Annotated in this window: 30 protein-coding genes; all 30 read right to left on the minus strand. The window is 40.2% G+C overall.

Features of this window, described 5'->3' with window-relative positions:
• Positions 1 to 102 precede the first annotated feature (102 nt).
• Entirely contained in the window at positions 103 to 534 is a 432-nt protein-coding gene (rplQ, locus tag ACTCIM_RS04055) for a 50S ribosomal protein L17 (protein ID WP_029965548.1), read from the minus strand.
• The gene (locus ACTCIM_RS04060; RefSeq protein WP_029965546.1) at positions 524 to 1,564 is read right to left on the minus strand and encodes a DNA-directed RNA polymerase subunit alpha; all 1,041 of its coding nucleotides are present in this window, start codon (positions 1,562 to 1,564) and stop codon (positions 524 to 526) included. Before ACTCIM_RS04060 ends, rplQ begins: the two co-directional genes overlap by 11 nt.
• A 16-nt stretch (positions 1,565 to 1,580) precedes the next feature.
• Entirely contained in the window at positions 1,581 to 2,207 is a 627-nt protein-coding gene (rpsD, locus tag ACTCIM_RS04065; RefSeq protein WP_029965545.1) for a 30S ribosomal protein S4, read from the minus strand.
• 12 nt (positions 2,208 to 2,219) lie between these two features.
• The gene (gene rpsK, locus ACTCIM_RS04070) at positions 2,220 to 2,609 is read right to left on the minus strand and encodes a 30S ribosomal protein S11 (protein ID WP_029965544.1); all 390 of its coding nucleotides are present in this window, start codon (positions 2,607 to 2,609) and stop codon (positions 2,220 to 2,222) included.
• A gap of 20 nt (positions 2,610 to 2,629) precedes the next feature.
• Positions 2,630 to 3,001, minus strand: a complete 372-nt coding sequence (rpsM, locus tag ACTCIM_RS04075; RefSeq protein WP_029965543.1) for a 30S ribosomal protein S13 — start codon at positions 2,999 to 3,001, stop codon at positions 2,630 to 2,632.
• Between the two features lie 9 nt (positions 3,002 to 3,010).
• Entirely contained in the window at positions 3,011 to 3,124 is a 114-nt protein-coding gene (gene rpmJ / locus ACTCIM_RS04080) for a 50S ribosomal protein L36 (protein WP_464279369.1), read from the minus strand.
• A 10-nt stretch (positions 3,125 to 3,134) separates the two neighbouring features.
• Positions 3,135 to 3,899, minus strand: a complete 765-nt coding sequence (gene map / locus ACTCIM_RS04085; RefSeq protein WP_029965542.1) for a type I methionyl aminopeptidase — start codon at positions 3,897 to 3,899, stop codon at positions 3,135 to 3,137.
• A 1-nt stretch (position 3,900) separates the two neighbouring features.
• Positions 3,901 to 5,232: a preprotein translocase subunit SecY gene (secY, locus tag ACTCIM_RS04090; protein ID WP_464279368.1), complete on the minus strand. Its 1,332-nt coding sequence runs from the start codon at positions 5,230 to 5,232 to the stop codon at positions 3,901 to 3,903.
• A gap of 1 nt (position 5,233) precedes the next feature.
• A complete protein-coding gene (gene rplO / locus ACTCIM_RS04095) occupies positions 5,234 to 5,680 on the minus strand; it encodes a 50S ribosomal protein L15 (protein ID WP_029965540.1) in 447 nt (148 codons plus the stop codon).
• Entirely contained in the window at positions 5,680 to 5,850 is a 171-nt protein-coding gene (rpmD, locus tag ACTCIM_RS04100) for a 50S ribosomal protein L30 (protein ID WP_029965539.1), read from the minus strand. The genes rplO and rpmD overlap by 1 nt, the downstream gene beginning before the upstream one ends.
• Positions 5,851 to 5,858: 8 nt before the next feature.
• Complete coding sequence (gene rpsE, locus ACTCIM_RS04105) at positions 5,859 to 6,347, minus strand: 30S ribosomal protein S5 (protein WP_029965537.1); 489 nt, start codon at positions 6,345 to 6,347, stop codon at positions 5,859 to 5,861.
• A gap of 10 nt (positions 6,348 to 6,357) precedes the next feature.
• Entirely contained in the window at positions 6,358 to 6,705 is a 348-nt protein-coding gene (gene rplR, locus ACTCIM_RS04110) for a 50S ribosomal protein L18 (protein ID WP_029965536.1), read from the minus strand.
• Positions 6,706 to 6,714: 9 nt separating this feature from the next.
• Positions 6,715 to 7,251 (minus strand): 50S ribosomal protein L6, encoded by a 537-nt coding sequence (gene rplF / locus ACTCIM_RS04115; RefSeq protein WP_029965534.1) that lies wholly within the window; start codon positions 7,249 to 7,251, stop codon positions 6,715 to 6,717.
• Between the two features lie 10 nt (positions 7,252 to 7,261).
• Complete coding sequence (gene rpsH, locus ACTCIM_RS04120; RefSeq protein WP_029965532.1) at positions 7,262 to 7,645, minus strand: 30S ribosomal protein S8; 384 nt, start codon at positions 7,643 to 7,645, stop codon at positions 7,262 to 7,264.
• An 11-nt stretch (positions 7,646 to 7,656) separates the two neighbouring features.
• Positions 7,657 to 7,842 (minus strand): type Z 30S ribosomal protein S14, encoded by a 186-nt coding sequence (locus ACTCIM_RS04125; RefSeq protein ID WP_472313965.1) that lies wholly within the window; start codon positions 7,840 to 7,842, stop codon positions 7,657 to 7,659.
• Between the two features lie 12 nt (positions 7,843 to 7,854).
• Positions 7,855 to 8,394 carry a 50S ribosomal protein L5 gene (rplE, locus tag ACTCIM_RS04130; protein ID WP_029965531.1) on the minus strand — a complete coding sequence of 180 codons (540 nt, stop codon included), beginning with the start codon at positions 8,392 to 8,394 and terminating at the stop codon, positions 7,855 to 7,857.
• Positions 8,394 to 8,723 (minus strand): 50S ribosomal protein L24, encoded by a 330-nt coding sequence (gene rplX, locus ACTCIM_RS04135; RefSeq protein ID WP_029965530.1) that lies wholly within the window; start codon positions 8,721 to 8,723, stop codon positions 8,394 to 8,396. The genes rplE and rplX overlap by 1 nt, the downstream gene beginning before the upstream one ends.
• A 1-nt stretch (position 8,724) precedes the next feature.
• Complete coding sequence (gene rplN / locus ACTCIM_RS04140) at positions 8,725 to 9,093, minus strand: 50S ribosomal protein L14 (protein ID WP_029965529.1); 369 nt, start codon at positions 9,091 to 9,093, stop codon at positions 8,725 to 8,727.
• 11 nt (positions 9,094 to 9,104) lie between these two features.
• Positions 9,105 to 9,356, minus strand: a complete 252-nt coding sequence (gene rpsQ, locus ACTCIM_RS04145) for a 30S ribosomal protein S17 (RefSeq protein WP_029965527.1) — start codon at positions 9,354 to 9,356, stop codon at positions 9,105 to 9,107.
• Positions 9,343 to 9,552, minus strand: a complete 210-nt coding sequence (gene rpmC / locus ACTCIM_RS04150) for a 50S ribosomal protein L29 (RefSeq protein WP_029965526.1) — start codon at positions 9,550 to 9,552, stop codon at positions 9,343 to 9,345. The genes rpsQ and rpmC overlap by 14 nt, the downstream gene beginning before the upstream one ends.
• A gap of 2 nt (positions 9,553 to 9,554) precedes the next feature.
• Positions 9,555 to 9,965, minus strand: coding sequence for a 50S ribosomal protein L16 (gene rplP, locus ACTCIM_RS04155; RefSeq protein ID WP_472313967.1), 411 nt, complete (start codon positions 9,963 to 9,965; stop codon positions 9,555 to 9,557).
• Position 9,966: 1 nt separating this feature from the next.
• Positions 9,967 to 10,602 (minus strand): 30S ribosomal protein S3, encoded by a 636-nt coding sequence (rpsC, locus tag ACTCIM_RS04160; RefSeq protein WP_472313969.1) that lies wholly within the window; start codon positions 10,600 to 10,602, stop codon positions 9,967 to 9,969.
• An 11-nt stretch (positions 10,603 to 10,613) separates the two neighbouring features.
• Positions 10,614 to 10,946 carry a 50S ribosomal protein L22 gene (gene rplV, locus ACTCIM_RS04165; RefSeq protein WP_472313971.1) on the minus strand — a complete coding sequence of 111 codons (333 nt, stop codon included), beginning with the start codon at positions 10,944 to 10,946 and terminating at the stop codon, positions 10,614 to 10,616.
• Positions 10,947 to 10,961: 15 nt separating this feature from the next.
• Positions 10,962 to 11,249, minus strand: coding sequence for a 30S ribosomal protein S19 (gene rpsS / locus ACTCIM_RS04170; protein ID WP_029965522.1), 288 nt, complete (start codon positions 11,247 to 11,249; stop codon positions 10,962 to 10,964).
• 10 nt (positions 11,250 to 11,259) lie between these two features.
• On the minus strand, positions 11,260 to 12,084 hold the full coding sequence (gene rplB, locus ACTCIM_RS04175; protein WP_472313973.1) for a 50S ribosomal protein L2: 825 nt from the start codon (positions 12,082 to 12,084) through the stop codon (positions 11,260 to 11,262).
• A 2-nt stretch (positions 12,085 to 12,086) separates the two neighbouring features.
• Entirely contained in the window at positions 12,087 to 12,377 is a 291-nt protein-coding gene (gene rplW, locus ACTCIM_RS04180) for a 50S ribosomal protein L23 (protein ID WP_029965519.1), read from the minus strand.
• A gap of 1 nt (position 12,378) precedes the next feature.
• Positions 12,379 to 12,999, minus strand: a complete 621-nt coding sequence (gene rplD / locus ACTCIM_RS04185; protein ID WP_029965518.1) for a 50S ribosomal protein L4 — start codon at positions 12,997 to 12,999, stop codon at positions 12,379 to 12,381.
• A 13-nt stretch (positions 13,000 to 13,012) separates the two neighbouring features.
• Positions 13,013 to 13,645, minus strand: a complete 633-nt coding sequence (gene rplC / locus ACTCIM_RS04190) for a 50S ribosomal protein L3 (RefSeq protein WP_029965517.1) — start codon at positions 13,643 to 13,645, stop codon at positions 13,013 to 13,015.
• 12 nt (positions 13,646 to 13,657) lie between these two features.
• Positions 13,658 to 13,975 (minus strand): 30S ribosomal protein S10, encoded by a 318-nt coding sequence (gene rpsJ / locus ACTCIM_RS04195; protein ID WP_464279362.1) that lies wholly within the window; start codon positions 13,973 to 13,975, stop codon positions 13,658 to 13,660.
• A 4-nt stretch (positions 13,976 to 13,979) separates the two neighbouring features.
• A partial coding sequence (locus tag ACTCIM_RS04200) for an EF-Tu C-terminal domain-related protein (RefSeq protein WP_472313980.1) occupies positions 13,980 to 14,075 on the minus strand: 96 nt, incomplete at its 5' end.

Genomic DNA, 14,075 nt, shown 5'->3' on the forward strand with positions numbered 1-14,075 from the left:
AAAATACTCTATATTCAAATTAACAATACTAGAAAAATAAAAAAAAAGGAAGGTCTAAGACCTTCCTTTTTTTAATTTTTAAAAGTTAGGTTCAAAATCTACTTATTCTGCGCTTTCTGTATTTTCCTTGGCAGCAGTTTCTTCGGCTTTCTCCAGGTTCTCTTCTTTCTTTTCTCCGCTTACACTAAACTCAACAATTGCCATCTTGGCACAATCCCCTCTTCTAGGAAGGGCAAGCTTTACTACTCTAGTATAACCACCAGGAACATCTTTGAAACGAGGTCCAATTTCATCAAAAAGTTTTTTCACCAAACCGTGATTTTCCAGAATTTTAAAGGCCTGTCTTCTGGCAGGCAAATCATTACGCAAAGCCAGAGTGATAAGTTTATCAGCAACCCTTCTCAATTCTTTGGCCTTGGGTAAAGTGGTTTTAATACGACCATGGACTACCAAAGATTGAGCCATATTTTTAAACATGGCTTTTCTATGTTCCCAGGTTCTATTTAATTTGCGACCTTTTTTTCTATGCCTCATCTTTATCCTTCCTCTTTAACCATTCTTTGTATTTTGCCTCAAAATTATCTATTTTCATGCCAAACTCTAACCCCAAACTATTCAGGACCCTCCAGATATCGTCCAAAGATTTACGGCCAAAGTTTTTAATCTTGAGCAACTCATTCTCTGTTTTTTGGACCAATTCACCCACCAAGGTAATGCCAACACTTTTCAAGCAATTGCTGGCCCTGGGTGGTAACTCTAAATCGTCAATATGTTTAAAGAGGTGTTCATTTAACTCCTCTTTTTCCTCTTTGCTTTCAGTATGAGAAGTGCTCTCCACTTCATCAAAATTAATAAAAATAGTGAGTTGCTCCTTTAAAATCTTGGCACTGTAAGCAACTGCGTCTTCTGGAGTTACAGAACCATCGGTCCAGACTTCCAGAATAAGCTTATCATAGTTGGTCATTTGCCCAACTCTAGCCTGCTCAACATTAAAAGCCACTTTTTTAACTGGAGAAAAGGAAGCATCTAGCTTAATAATCCCTATTTCATCATCCAAACCTTCATGCAACTCTGCCGGGACATAGCCCTTGCCCATTCTCACTTCCAGGTCAATTACAAAATCAATATCATCAGTCAGAGTAGCAATATGCAAATCAGGGTTTAGAACCTTTACCAAAGGACTTTCTTTAATCGCTCCAGCCTTTACTTCCCCCTTTTCATTGGCAATAAGCTGCAGGTGTTGGGGCTCTTCAGTACTCATGGCAAAACGAACTTGCTTTAGATTGAGGATGATATCTGTTACATCCTCTAATACTCCAGGAATAGTAGCAAATTCGTGTTGAACTCCTCTAATTTTAGCAGCAACAATAGCTGCTCCCTGTAAAGAAGATAAAAGCACTCTTCTCAGGGCATTGCCCAGAGTAGTACCATATCCTCTTTCCAAAGGCTCACAGATAAACTTGCCATAAGAATCTGTTGACTTCTCGTCACGGACAAGCTGTTTGGGCTTAACCAGTTCTGTCCAGTTGCGCGTATTAATAAGCTTGTCACCACTTCTAATCATATTATATCACCTACTTTTACTTGGAGTACAACTCAACAATGAGTTGTTCGTTAATTGGGAAGGTTACATCCTCACGGGTTGGCATAGCTTTAACTACACCTTTTAAATTACCTTCATCCACCTCTAACCAAGCTGGAATACCTTTTCTGGCCAAAGTTTCCAGGGCATTTTTAAAGATTAACTTTTCTTTACTTTTGGCCTTTACTTCTATGACATCATTTTCCTTAACTAAAAAAGAAGGAATATTCACCTTACGACCATTTACTAAAAAATGACCATGTCTAACTAACTGCCTGGCTTGAATTCTGGATTCAGCCATACCCAGTCTATAGACTACATTATCCAATCTTCTTTCTAATAAAATAAGCAAATTGGCACCAGTGGCACCTTTCTGGCGAGCTGCCTCTTTAAAGTAATTTTTAAACTGTTTTTCCAGAACTCCGTAAAGTCTTTTTACCTTTTGCTTTTCTCTTAACTGCAAAGCATAGTCAGTCAATTTTTTACGCATCCTTCCATGCATACCCGGAGCAAAAGGACGCCTTTCAAAAGCACATTTATCAGTAAAACATCGGTCGCCTTTTAAGAAGAGCTTGGTGCCCTCTCTGCGACACAAACGACATCTTGCTTCTCTATATCTAGCCAATTTATTCCTCCTTTACACTCTACGCCTTTTAGGTGGACGACAGCCATTATGGGGTACAGGAGTAATATCCCGAATAAAACGAACCTTAAAACCTGCTGCACCAATAGCACGCATGGCTGATTCTCGTCCTGCACCTGGGCCTTTTACTAAAATTCCTACAGTTCTCATTCCATGATCTTGAGCAGCTTTGGCTGCCATCTCTGCTGCCTTTTGAGCAGCAAAGGGGGTACTCTTTCTAGAGCCCTTAAAACCTGCTGTTCCAGAGCTAGCCCAGGCAATTACATTACCTTTCATATCAGTGAAAGTAACAATAGTATTATTAAAGGAAGAAGTGATATAGACCAATCCAGTAGGAATGTTCTTTTTCTCTTTCTTCTTACCGCCTCTTCTACGTTTTGCCATTTATGTTACTCCTAGCTTAATTACTTTTTCTTTTTCTTCATCAAAGACCTACGAGGACCTTTACGAGTACGGGCGTTGGTGTGAGTACGCTGTCCTCTTACTGGCAGTCCTCTTCTGTGTCTAAGACCACGATAACAACCAATATCCATAAGCCTCTTAATATTGGCTGTTACCTCTCTTCTTAAATCACCTTCCACCTTGTAGTTGTTTTCAATTTCATTTCTAATGGCATTTACTTCTTCTGGTGTCAGGTCATCAGATTTTCTAGTCCACTCAATTCCTGTAGCCTCTAAAATTTTCAAGGCTGTAGTTCTGCCAATCCCATAAATATAGGTCAAGGCAATATCAATACGTTTGTTTTTAGGCAGTTCTACTCCAGCTATTCTAGCCACATCTACCCCCTAACCTTGTCTTTGTTTGTGCCGTGGGTTTTCACAGATTACTCGCAAAATCCCTTTACGGCGAATTATCTTACACTTGGAACACATTTTCTTTACAGATGGTCTAACCTTCATAATTCCCCCACTAAACTTGGCTTAAAATCTCAGGACCTTCTGAAGTTATGGCTATGGTATGCTCAAAATGAGCAGCCAAACTTCCATCTTTGGTTACGGCGGTCCAGTTATCCTTTAAAATCTCAACTTCATCAGTACCCACTGCCACCATTGGTTCTATCGCCAGAGTCATGCCAACTTTGAGAGGGATCTTATTGGCATTGATTGGTACAAAATTTGGTACCTCCGGCTTTTCGTGTAAGCGGGTGCCAATTCCGTGCCCAACAAAACGTTTTACTATGTGAAAGCCCCTAGCCTCCACATAGCTTTGAATAGCCGCGGATATATCGTATAAATTATTACCTACTTTAGCCTGCTCAATTCCCTTATAAAGGGACTTTTCTGTAACCTGCATCAATTCTCGAGCCTGAGGGCTAATCTCTCCTACTGCAAAAGTCCTGGCTGCATCTCCGTAAAAGCCTTTATAAACAACTCCCATATCCACACTTAAAATATCGCCTGTCTGTAGCTCTCTACTTGAAGGAAAGCCGTGAACTATCTGCTCATTTACCGAACAACATAAAATATAGGGATAACCATGATATCCCTTAAAAGCAGGTTTAACTTTATATTTCTGGCAAAGGCTTTCTGCTTTACGCTCTAGGTCCAGGGTTGTCAATCCCGGAGCTATCTCCTTTTCCAGCTCTGCCAGGATTAAGGCCACTATTCGATTGGCCTCACGCATGAGGCCAATCTCTTCCTTATTTTTTAAAAATATCCCCTTATACTTTTTCAAACTAAAAACGACGCCCTTTTATTTTGGTTTTGCCCATAAGTCCTTCGTACTGACCACTAATGAAGTAGGACTGCACCTGAGACATGGTATCCATGGCCACACCCACAACAATCAACAAAGCAGTACCACCGTAATAAAAGGGAACATTAAACTGCTTAATCAAAATCATGGGCAAAATACAAACTACAGAAACATAAATGGCTCCCCAGAAGGTCAACCTGGACAACACCTTATCAATATATTCTTTGGTCTTTTCACCAGGTCTTATTCCAGGAATAAAGCCCCCATGATTTTTTAAATTTTCAGCAATATCCTTGGGGTCAAAAATAATTGCTGTGTAAAAATAACAGAAAAATACAATAAGCCCAATATAAATGACACTATACCAGATGGTACCAGGCAAAAAATAACTGGCTATCTGTTTTACCCAATCCACATTGGAAAAATTAGCCACAGTAGCTGGAAACATCAAAATAGAAGAAGCAAAAATAGGAGGAATAACTCCAGCAGTATTTAAACGCAAAGGCAAATGACTGGTCTGGCCTCCATATAACTTCCTTCCCACCATACGCTTGGCATATTGGATGGGAATCTTGCGTATTGCTCTTTCCACATAAACAATTCCAATTAAAACAGCTACCATAATGAGTAAAACAAAAAGAACTGTAAAAAGAGTGGCCTCACCAGTGCTAATCAAACGAAAAGAGTTTACAAGAGCACCAGGTAGACGGGCAATGATTCCAGCAAAAATAATCAGGGAAATACCATTACCAATCCCAAATTCAGTTATCTGTTCACCCAACCACATCAAAAAGACTGTACCCGCAGTAAGCGTAATCATGGTGGTCAGACGAAAGGCCCAGCCAGCCTGATACACAATAGGTGTTCCGGTAGGACTGGTCATGTTTTCCAGACCAATGGCAATACCTACACCCTGAATTAAGGTAATAACTACAGTTAAGTAACGAGTATACTGGGTTATCTTTTTTCTACCCGCAGCACCTTCTTCCTTGCTCAAGCGCTGGAGTTCAGGAATTACTGCAGTCAAAAGTTGTAAAATAATAGAGGCAGAAATGTAGGGCATAATACCCAAAGCAAAAATGGAGAGCCTGTTTAGCCCTCCACCAGAAAACATATCAAAAAGTCCAAACAGGGTATTTTTGGCCTGTCCAAAAAAAGCAGCTAAGGCGCTACCATCTACTCCAGGTACAGGAACATGAATTCCTATTCTGTAAACAGCCAAAAGTAAAAAAGTAATTAAAATTCTCTTTTTTAACTCACCTGCACCTGTACCAATACCAGCACCAATACCAGGAGTTTGTGCCCGTGCCATATTAACCTTCCAAAGGAGTTACGCTCCCACCCGCTTTTTCGATTTTTTCTTTAGCGGATTTGCTAAACTTGTGAGCTGTTATTTTTAAAGGACGATTTAGTTCACCCTCTCCCAAAACCTTTACAGGCAAATTCTTCTTTACCAAACCACTGGCATAAAAATCTTCTATGGAAATCTCTTCCTTATCCTGAAACTTCTCAGCCAATACACCTAAGTTCACTATAGCATATTCCACTCTAAAGGGATTTTTAAAGCCTCGCTTGGGCAATCTTCTTTGCAAAGGCATCTGCCCACCTTCAAACCAGCGAGCAACCTTGCCTCCACTTCTGGACTTCTGTCCCTTATGTCCTCTACAAGAAGTTCCACCGTGGCCACTTCCATCTCCGCGGCCCACACGTTTTCTTTCCTTACGTTCGTGCTCAAAAGGATATAATTCATGCAGCTTCATTATTCCACCACCTCAACAAAGTTTTCAACTTTTTTAATCATTCCCAAAACTGCATCATTTTTAGGAAGTTCTTTTACCTGATTTATTTTCCTCAGCCCTAAAGCCTGAATAGTCTTTTTTTGTTTAGGCTTTAAGCCAATAAGACTTCTTTTCAATTTTACCTTAATCATGGCCACTCCTACTTCACAAGCCTAACTTTTTTACCTCTCATTAAACTTACCTGTTCTGGAGTAACAAGCTCACTCAAGCCTTGAATAGTTGCTTTTAATACATTGTGAGGATTATTGCTTCCCAAAGACTTGGTGAGAATATCCTTTACCCCTAAAACCTCCAAAACAGCACGTACAGCACCACCTGCAATAATACCAGTACCCTGACTGGCGGGCTTTAGCAAAACTCTACTGGAACAATATTCACCAATCACTTGAAAAGGGATGGTGGTACCATGAAGAGGTACTTCTATCATATTTTTTCTAGCCTTTTCTGTAGCCTTTCTAATGGCATCAGGTACCTGATTGGCCTTACCCAAACCATAGCCAACCTTACCCTGACCATCTCCCACAACTACCAAGGCACTAAAGCTAAACCTTCTTCCACCTTTAACAACCTTAGCAACTCGATTGAGGTAAACTATTTTCTCTATCAGTTCAAACTCTTTCTTTTCCATGATCACCCTCTTAAAATTTTAGTCCACCTTCCCTGGCTCCATCAGCCAAAGCTTTTACTCTACCATGATATAAATAACCATTACGGTCAAAAACTACCTGCTCAATATTTTTGCCTTTGGCCAGTTCAGCCACCTTTTTCCCCACTTCTTTGGCCACCTCTTTGGTAACATTTTTCTTTCCCATTACCAAAGAGCTATAAGAAACCAAGGTTTTACCAGCCAAATCATCAATAACCTGGGCATAAATATATCTATTGGAACGAAATACTACCAAACGGGGACGCTCACTTGTACCCCTAATTTTTTTTCTAATTCTAATTTTTCTTTTCAGCCTAGCTTCTTGTCTGGTTTTTCTCATTGCTCTCACCTATTTCTTACCAGTTTTACCAGCTTTACGCCTAATCTGCTCGTCAATATACTTGATACCCTTACCCTTATAAGGCTCTGGTGGTCTCACTCTTCTAATGCGAGCTGCATACTCACCCACCATTTCTTTGTTAATACCAGAAATAGTAAGTTTGTTTCCTTCCACCTCAGCCTTAAGCTCTTTGGGCAATTCCATTTTTACTGGATGAGAATATCCAACATTGAGCTCTACAGTGTTGCCTTTAACCGCCACTTTATAACCCACACCAACTACTTCCAGAGTCTTTTTAAACCCTTCACTTACTCCAATAACAGCATTATTTAAAAGAGTTCTACGCAATCCATGTTGCTCTTTGGCTACTCTAGTATCATCGCTTCTTTCCACAAAAATTTCCTCGCCTTCCTGGCGATAAGAAATCTTTGGATGCGTACTTAAAGTAAGTTGGCCTTTGGGGCCTTTTACCAGAATCTGGTCTTTTTCAACTTTTACTTCTACCCCTTTGGGTAGTTTTACTGGCTTTTTCCCAATTCTTGACATGACAAAACTCCTACCAAACCTCACAGATTAATTCGCCACCAACATTTTCTTTACGGGCCTGCCTACCTTCCATAATTCCCTTAGGAGTTGATAAAATCGCTATGCCCAACCCATTCCGTACAATAGGTATTTCCTTTGCTTTTACATAAACTCGCCTGCTGGGCTTACTTATTTTTTGCAAACCCTTAATTACTGGCTGACCATTGTAATACTTCAGAAAAACCTTTAACTCTCTATCTTCAGCAATATAATCCTTGATAAAGCCCTCTTCCTTTAAGATTCGTAAAATTTCTTCTTTAAGACGACTCCTAGGAATGGATACCTCTTTGTGTCTGGCCAAATGGGCATTACGAATTCGGGTCAACAAATCTGCAATAGGATCTGTTAATTGCATTTTAATTCTCCTTACCAACTAGATTTTCTAACGCCCGGCAATTCTCCCGCCAAAGCCATGTTTCTAAAACAAATACGACAAATTCCAAAACGCCTCAAAAAAGCCCGAGGCCGACCACAGAGAGGACAGCGATTATATTTTCTTGTAGAAAATTTTGGTTTTCTCTTGGCCTTGATTATTAATGCTTTACGCGCCACTAGGTATCCTCCTTACTTCTTAAAAGGCAATCCCAGCATATCCAATAAGACCTTGCCTTCTTTATCTGTCTTTGCGCTGGTTACAATAGAAATGTTCATTCCTTTTACTCGATCTACTTTATCTAGATCGATCTCTGGGAATATGGTGTGCTCTCTAATTCCCAGAGTAAAATTGCCCCTTCCATCAAACCCTCTGTCAGGGATTCCTCTAAAGTCCCTCACTCTGGGTAAGGCAACATTAAATAACTTATCCAAAAATGCCCACATCCGTTCCCTGCGCAAAGTAACTCTGACACCTACTGGCTGGCCTTCTCTTAATTTAAAAGCAGCTATAGATTTTTTCGCACGGGTAATCACAGCCTTTTGACCTGCAATCAAAGTTAACTCTTCTACAGCATCTTGAATAAGTTTGTTGTTTTGACTGCCTTCCCCTAACCCCATGTTAAGAGATACCTTTAATATCCTAGGTACCTCCATGGAGGAACTATACTTAAATTCTTCCATTAAATGAGGAACTATTTTCTCTTGGTATAACTTCTCTAACCTCATCATTATCGCACCTTACTAATTACTTCATTACATTTTTTACAGTAGCGTACTTTCTTACCCTCTTCTGTAAACTTAAAGCCGACACGAGTTGGCTTAGCACAAGACTCACACATTAAAGCTACATTAGAGATATCAATAGGAGCTTCTTTCTCCACAATCCCTCCAGATTCATTACGGTAGGGATTGGGTTTAACATGCCTTTTTACCTTGTTAACCCCTTCTACTATAACTTTATGCTTGTCTTTTAAAATTTTAATTACTTTGCCAACTTTATTCTTATCTTTGCCGGCAATCACCATCACTTTATCATTTACCAAAATCTTCTGTGCCATTTTACAGTACCTCAGGAGCTAAAGATACAATCTTCATAAAATTTTTACTTCTAAGCTCACGACCTACAGGACCAAAGATACGTGTCCCAATAGGCTCTAAGTTCTTGTTTAAAAGAACTGCTGCATTTTCGTCAAAACGAATATATGAGCCATCAGGACGACCTACTTCCTTCTTGGTCCTAACAATTACAGCCTTGTACACATCACCTTTTTTTACCTTGGAGTGAGGAATAGCTTCCTTTACTGAAACCACAATGATATCTCCAATGGAAGCATATCTCCTCTTGGAGCCGCCCAAAACTTTAATGCAGGCGACTTTCTTAGCCCCAGAATTATCAGCTACCTCTAATCTACTTTCCACCTGTATCATTGCCCACCTCGTTACTTAGCTTTTTCTATAATACGCACCAAATGCCAGCGTTTGCGGGCACTAAGAGGTCTGGATTCAATAATCTCCACTTTATCCCCAATCTTACATTCATTATTGGGGTCATGGGCCATAAACTTTTTTCTTCTTTTAATGTATTTACCCAAAAGTGGATGTTTTACCAACCTATCTACTCGCACCACAATGGTCTTATCACTTTTATCACTTACAACAATACCAACTAATTTACGCCTATTTGTTCTCATTTTGAGACTCCAACTCTTTTTCACGTAATACTGTTAAAACCCTGGCTATATCTTTTTTTACCTGGGGAATACGCTGAGTATTTTCCAGTTGTGCTGTGGCATGCTGAAAACGTAAATTAAATAGTTCTCTTCTTAATTCCTGCAATTTTTTATGCAATTCACCAACAGCCAACTTACGCAGTTCTTTTGCCTTCACTTCTACATCTCCTTAACCACAATAGCGGTTTTTATAGGTAGCTTATAAGAGGCTCTGCGCAAGGCCTCTTTTGCCAATTCAATGCTTACCCCTTTAATTTCATACAAAATTTTACCAGGCTTAACAGGAGCACACCATCCTACAGGGGAACCTTTTCCACTTCCCATTCTGGTTTCAGCAGGCTTGGCAGTAATAGGCTTATCAGGGAAAATCCTAATAAAAATCTTCCCGCCTCTTTTTATATGCCTAATCATAGCTACACGAGCTGCCTCTATCTGCTGATTGGTAAGTTTACCATGCTCCAGTGCCTTTAATCCAACCTCGCCAAAACTCACCTTATTGCCACGATGAGCCTTTCCTTTCAATCTTCCTTTCTGCTGCTTACGATATTTAATTCTTTTTGGACTAAGCATTTTAGTTTACCTCATCTAAAATATCGCCTTTGTAGACCAAGACCTTTACCCCAATTACTCCATAAGTAGTCTTGGCTATGGCAAAACCATAATCCACATCAGCACGCAAAGTTTGCAAAGGAACTTGTCCTTCTCGTTGCCATTCAGTTCTAGCTATTTCCGCTCCACCAAGTCTGCCAGCACAAGAAATCTTAATTCCTTTCACTCCAAATTTCATGGCCAAGCCAATGGCTCGTTTCATGGCCCTACGAAAGGCAACTCTTCTCTCCAATTGCAAGGCAACATTTTCGGCTATAAGTTGGGCGTCTGTCTCAGGTCTTTTAACTTCCAAGACCTCAATATTAAATTCTCTCTTAAACTTCTTCTGTAATTCTTTACGCAAATTTTCTATCTCCACGCCCTTACGTCCAATCACAATGCCAGGCCTTGCAGTGTTAACTATAACTCTCACCTTATCTGCTGCCCGTTCAATTTCTATTTTGGAAACCCCAGAATGATAGAGTTTCTCTTTTACAAATTTACGAATGTGCTTATCCTCGTAAACAAACTGAGGATAATCAGCCTTTGCATACCAACGGGACAGCCAATTTTTGGTGTAGCCTAAACGAAAACCGTATGGATGTACTTTCTGACCCAAAACACGCCCTCCTATGCTTCATCTACTATAACAGTTATGTGACTGGTCCTCTTTCGAATATAAAAGGCCCTTCCCATAGCATAAGGTTTAATCCTTTTCATTGTAGGACCTTCATTCACAATAACCTGTTTCACATATAGATTGTCTATATCCAAACTCATATTGTGCTCAGCATTGGCAATAGCAGAGCTAAGCACCTTCCCAATCAATCTAGCAGCTTTCTTGGGCGTAAACTTCAAAATATTTAAAGCATCCTCTATAGGTTTATTTTTAATAAGTTCAGCCACTAACCTTGCCTTTCTTGGTGAAATTCTCACATATTTCGCAACTGCTTTCACTTCCATGGTTTTTACCCTTTCTTATTTTTTACCCTTACCTTTGCTCTTCTTATCAGCAGCATGGCCATAATAGGTACGGGTAGGAGCAAATTCACCTAACTTATGTCCTACCATATTTTCTGTTACAAACACAGGAATAAACTTACGCCCATTATGGACAGCAAAAGTAAGACCTACCATCTCTGGAATAATTGTGGACCTTCTGGACCAGGTTTTAATTACTTTCTTACTCTTTTCTTGCCGCGCCTTTTCCACTTTTTTCAGCAAGTGATCATCTACAAATGGACCTTTCTTCAGTGATCTAGGCATAACTCACCTCTTATTTGCGCCTTTTTACAATAAACTTACTAGACTGTTTCTTGGGATTTCTTGTTTTATATCCCTTGGTAGGCCAACCCCATGGAGAACAAGGATGTCTTCCACCAGAAGAACGACCTTCACCACCACCCAAGGGGTGATCAATTGGGTTCATGGCCACACCGCGAACCTTAGGTCTCCTTCCCAACCACCTGTTTCTACCAGCCTTTCCTATAGAAATGTTCTCATGGTCCAGGTTGCCTACCTGTCCAACAGTAGCTATGTTTTTACCCAAAACATAGCGAATCTCTCCAGAAGGTAAACGCAAAAGGACATACTTACCTTCTTTGGCCAAAATCTGGGCGTAAGTTCCAGCAGATCTAGCCAACTGCCCGCCTCTTCCGTGAGTCAACTCAATGTTATGTACAACTGTACCCACTGGAATATTTTCTAGAGGCAAAGCATTTCCAGGTTTAATGTCCACATCAGTACCGGCCACCACCTGGTCTCCCACACTCACCCCTACTGGAGCCAAGATATACCTCTTCTCGCCATCCAAATAGGTGAGCAGGGCAATACGGGCACTTCTATTGGGGTCATATTCAATAGCCGTAACTTTGGCTGGAACACCAAACTTATCTCTTTTAAAATCAATCACTCTGTACTTGCGCTTATTTCCGCCACCTCTTCTCCTGGAGGTAACTCTTCCATAATTATTGCGACCACTCTTTTTATTCAGCCCCTTGGTAAGAGACTTTTCTGGGGTTGTCTTGGTTATTTCTTCAAAAGTGGCTACTGTTTGAAAACGTCTTCCAGGAGAGGTGGGTTTCAACTTTCTAATACCCATGATTAAACCCCTTCAAAAAATTCAATTTTATCCCCAGGAGCTAAGGTAACATAAGCTTTCTTTCCACCAGACTTTTTACCTGCTACCCTTCCAAACCTTCTTATCAACCGGGGATGTTTCTTTACTATATTTACCTGCTCTACCCTCACTCCAAAGAGTTCTTCCACTGCAGCCTTAATCTGATACTTGTTGGCTTTGGGATGAACCAGAAAAGTCACCTTGTTTTGAGTATCCTTCAAAATGGTGCTTTTTTCGGTTAAAATTGGTTTAATTAAAACATTCGTGATATCCATTTTATCCCAACCTTTCCTGAAGTTTAAGTATGGCTTCCTTTTCTATTACCAATTCAGAGTGCTTCAGAGCATCATAAGTATTTAAAAATTCCTGGGTAAGAACTCCTACCCCAGGAACATTTCGAGCAGAAAGCTCAAGGTTGTTATACCTTTCCTGTAAAACAATCAAGGGTTTTTTCACACCCAGATTATTTTTAATCTCTACAAACTTTTTGGTCTTTATTTCTGGCAGTTCAAATTTATCTACTATTTTTAATCTATTCTCTGCCAGTAAAGAACTTAAAGCCATCTTCAGGGCTAATCTTTTAACTTTTTTATTCACCTTAAAGGAGTAATCCCTGGGCTGAGGTCCGTGAATAACAGCACCTCCTCTCCACAAAGGAGAACGGCTGCTGCCAGCCCTGGCTCGTCCAGTACCCTTTTGCCTCCAGGGTTTACGTCCGCCACCTGTTATTTTGGCTCTATTTTTTGTGGCTACTGTTCCCTGTCTTTTGGCTGCCAGATGGGCTCTTACCACCAAGTGTAAAAGCTCTGGACGAACTTCCACTCCAAAAACATCTTCTCTTAATTCAATTTCACCAACTTCTTGATTAGTCTGAGAATATACTTTTGCCTTAATCATCTCTTCACGCCTCTTAGCTCTGCTTTCGTAGAAATACTAAGCCATTTTTAGGTCCAGGAATATGACCCTTAATTAAGATTACATTTTCTTCTGGTCTTATTCCAACTACTTCTAAGTTACGATAAGTAACCTGTTTATTACCCATATGACCAGCCATTTTCTTACCTTTAAACACCTTGCCAGGATAGGCACACTGGCCAATGGAACCTGGAGCTCTATGAACCTTCTCTGCACCGTGAGTTGCACGAGAGCCACCAAAGCCCCATCTTTTCATAACACCAGCAAACCCCTTACCTTTGGATTTGCCAGTTACACTAACCTTTTCACCAGGCTGAAAAATTTCCACTGTAATATCCTGACCCAACTCAAAATCCTGAACACTATCCAATCTAAACTCTTTAAGGTAGCGAAAAAATCCTTTATTGGCTTTTAAGAAATGTCCTTTTAAAGGTTTATTTACCTTTTTTTCTGGAATCTCTTCAAAAGCAATCTGAATGGCTTCATAGCCATCTGCTTCTTTAGTTTTCAATTGAATAATAGGACAAGGCCCTGCCTGGACAACTGTCACAGGAACTACAGAGCCATCTTCTCCAAAAATCCTGGTCATTCCTAACTTTTTTCCGATTATTCCAAGTCCCTTGTTCATCTTGTCCTCGCCTTATAGCTTTATTTCAACATCAACACCTGCTGGCAAATTAAGTTTGCCCAGGGCATCCACTGTCTGCTGGGTAGGCTCTAAAATATCCAGCAGTCTCTTATGGGTCCTAACTTCAAACTGTTCTCTAGACTTTTTATCCACATGTACAGAACGGTTTACTGTAACTTTATGAATTTTTGTGGGCAAAGGAATGGGACCCACCACACTTGCCCCTGTGTTTCTAGCAGACTCTATAATTTCTGCCACTGCCTTATCTAATATTCTATAATCATAAGCTCTTAGCTTTATTCTTATTCTATCACTAGTCATTGTAACCATAATCCTACTCCAAGATTTCAGTAACTACACCAGCACCTACTGTTCTTCCACCTTCTCTTATCGCAAACCTTAATCCCTTTTCCATCGCTACAGGTGCTAT

The sequence above is a fragment of the Desulfonauticus sp. genome (genome assembly GCF_055126295.1).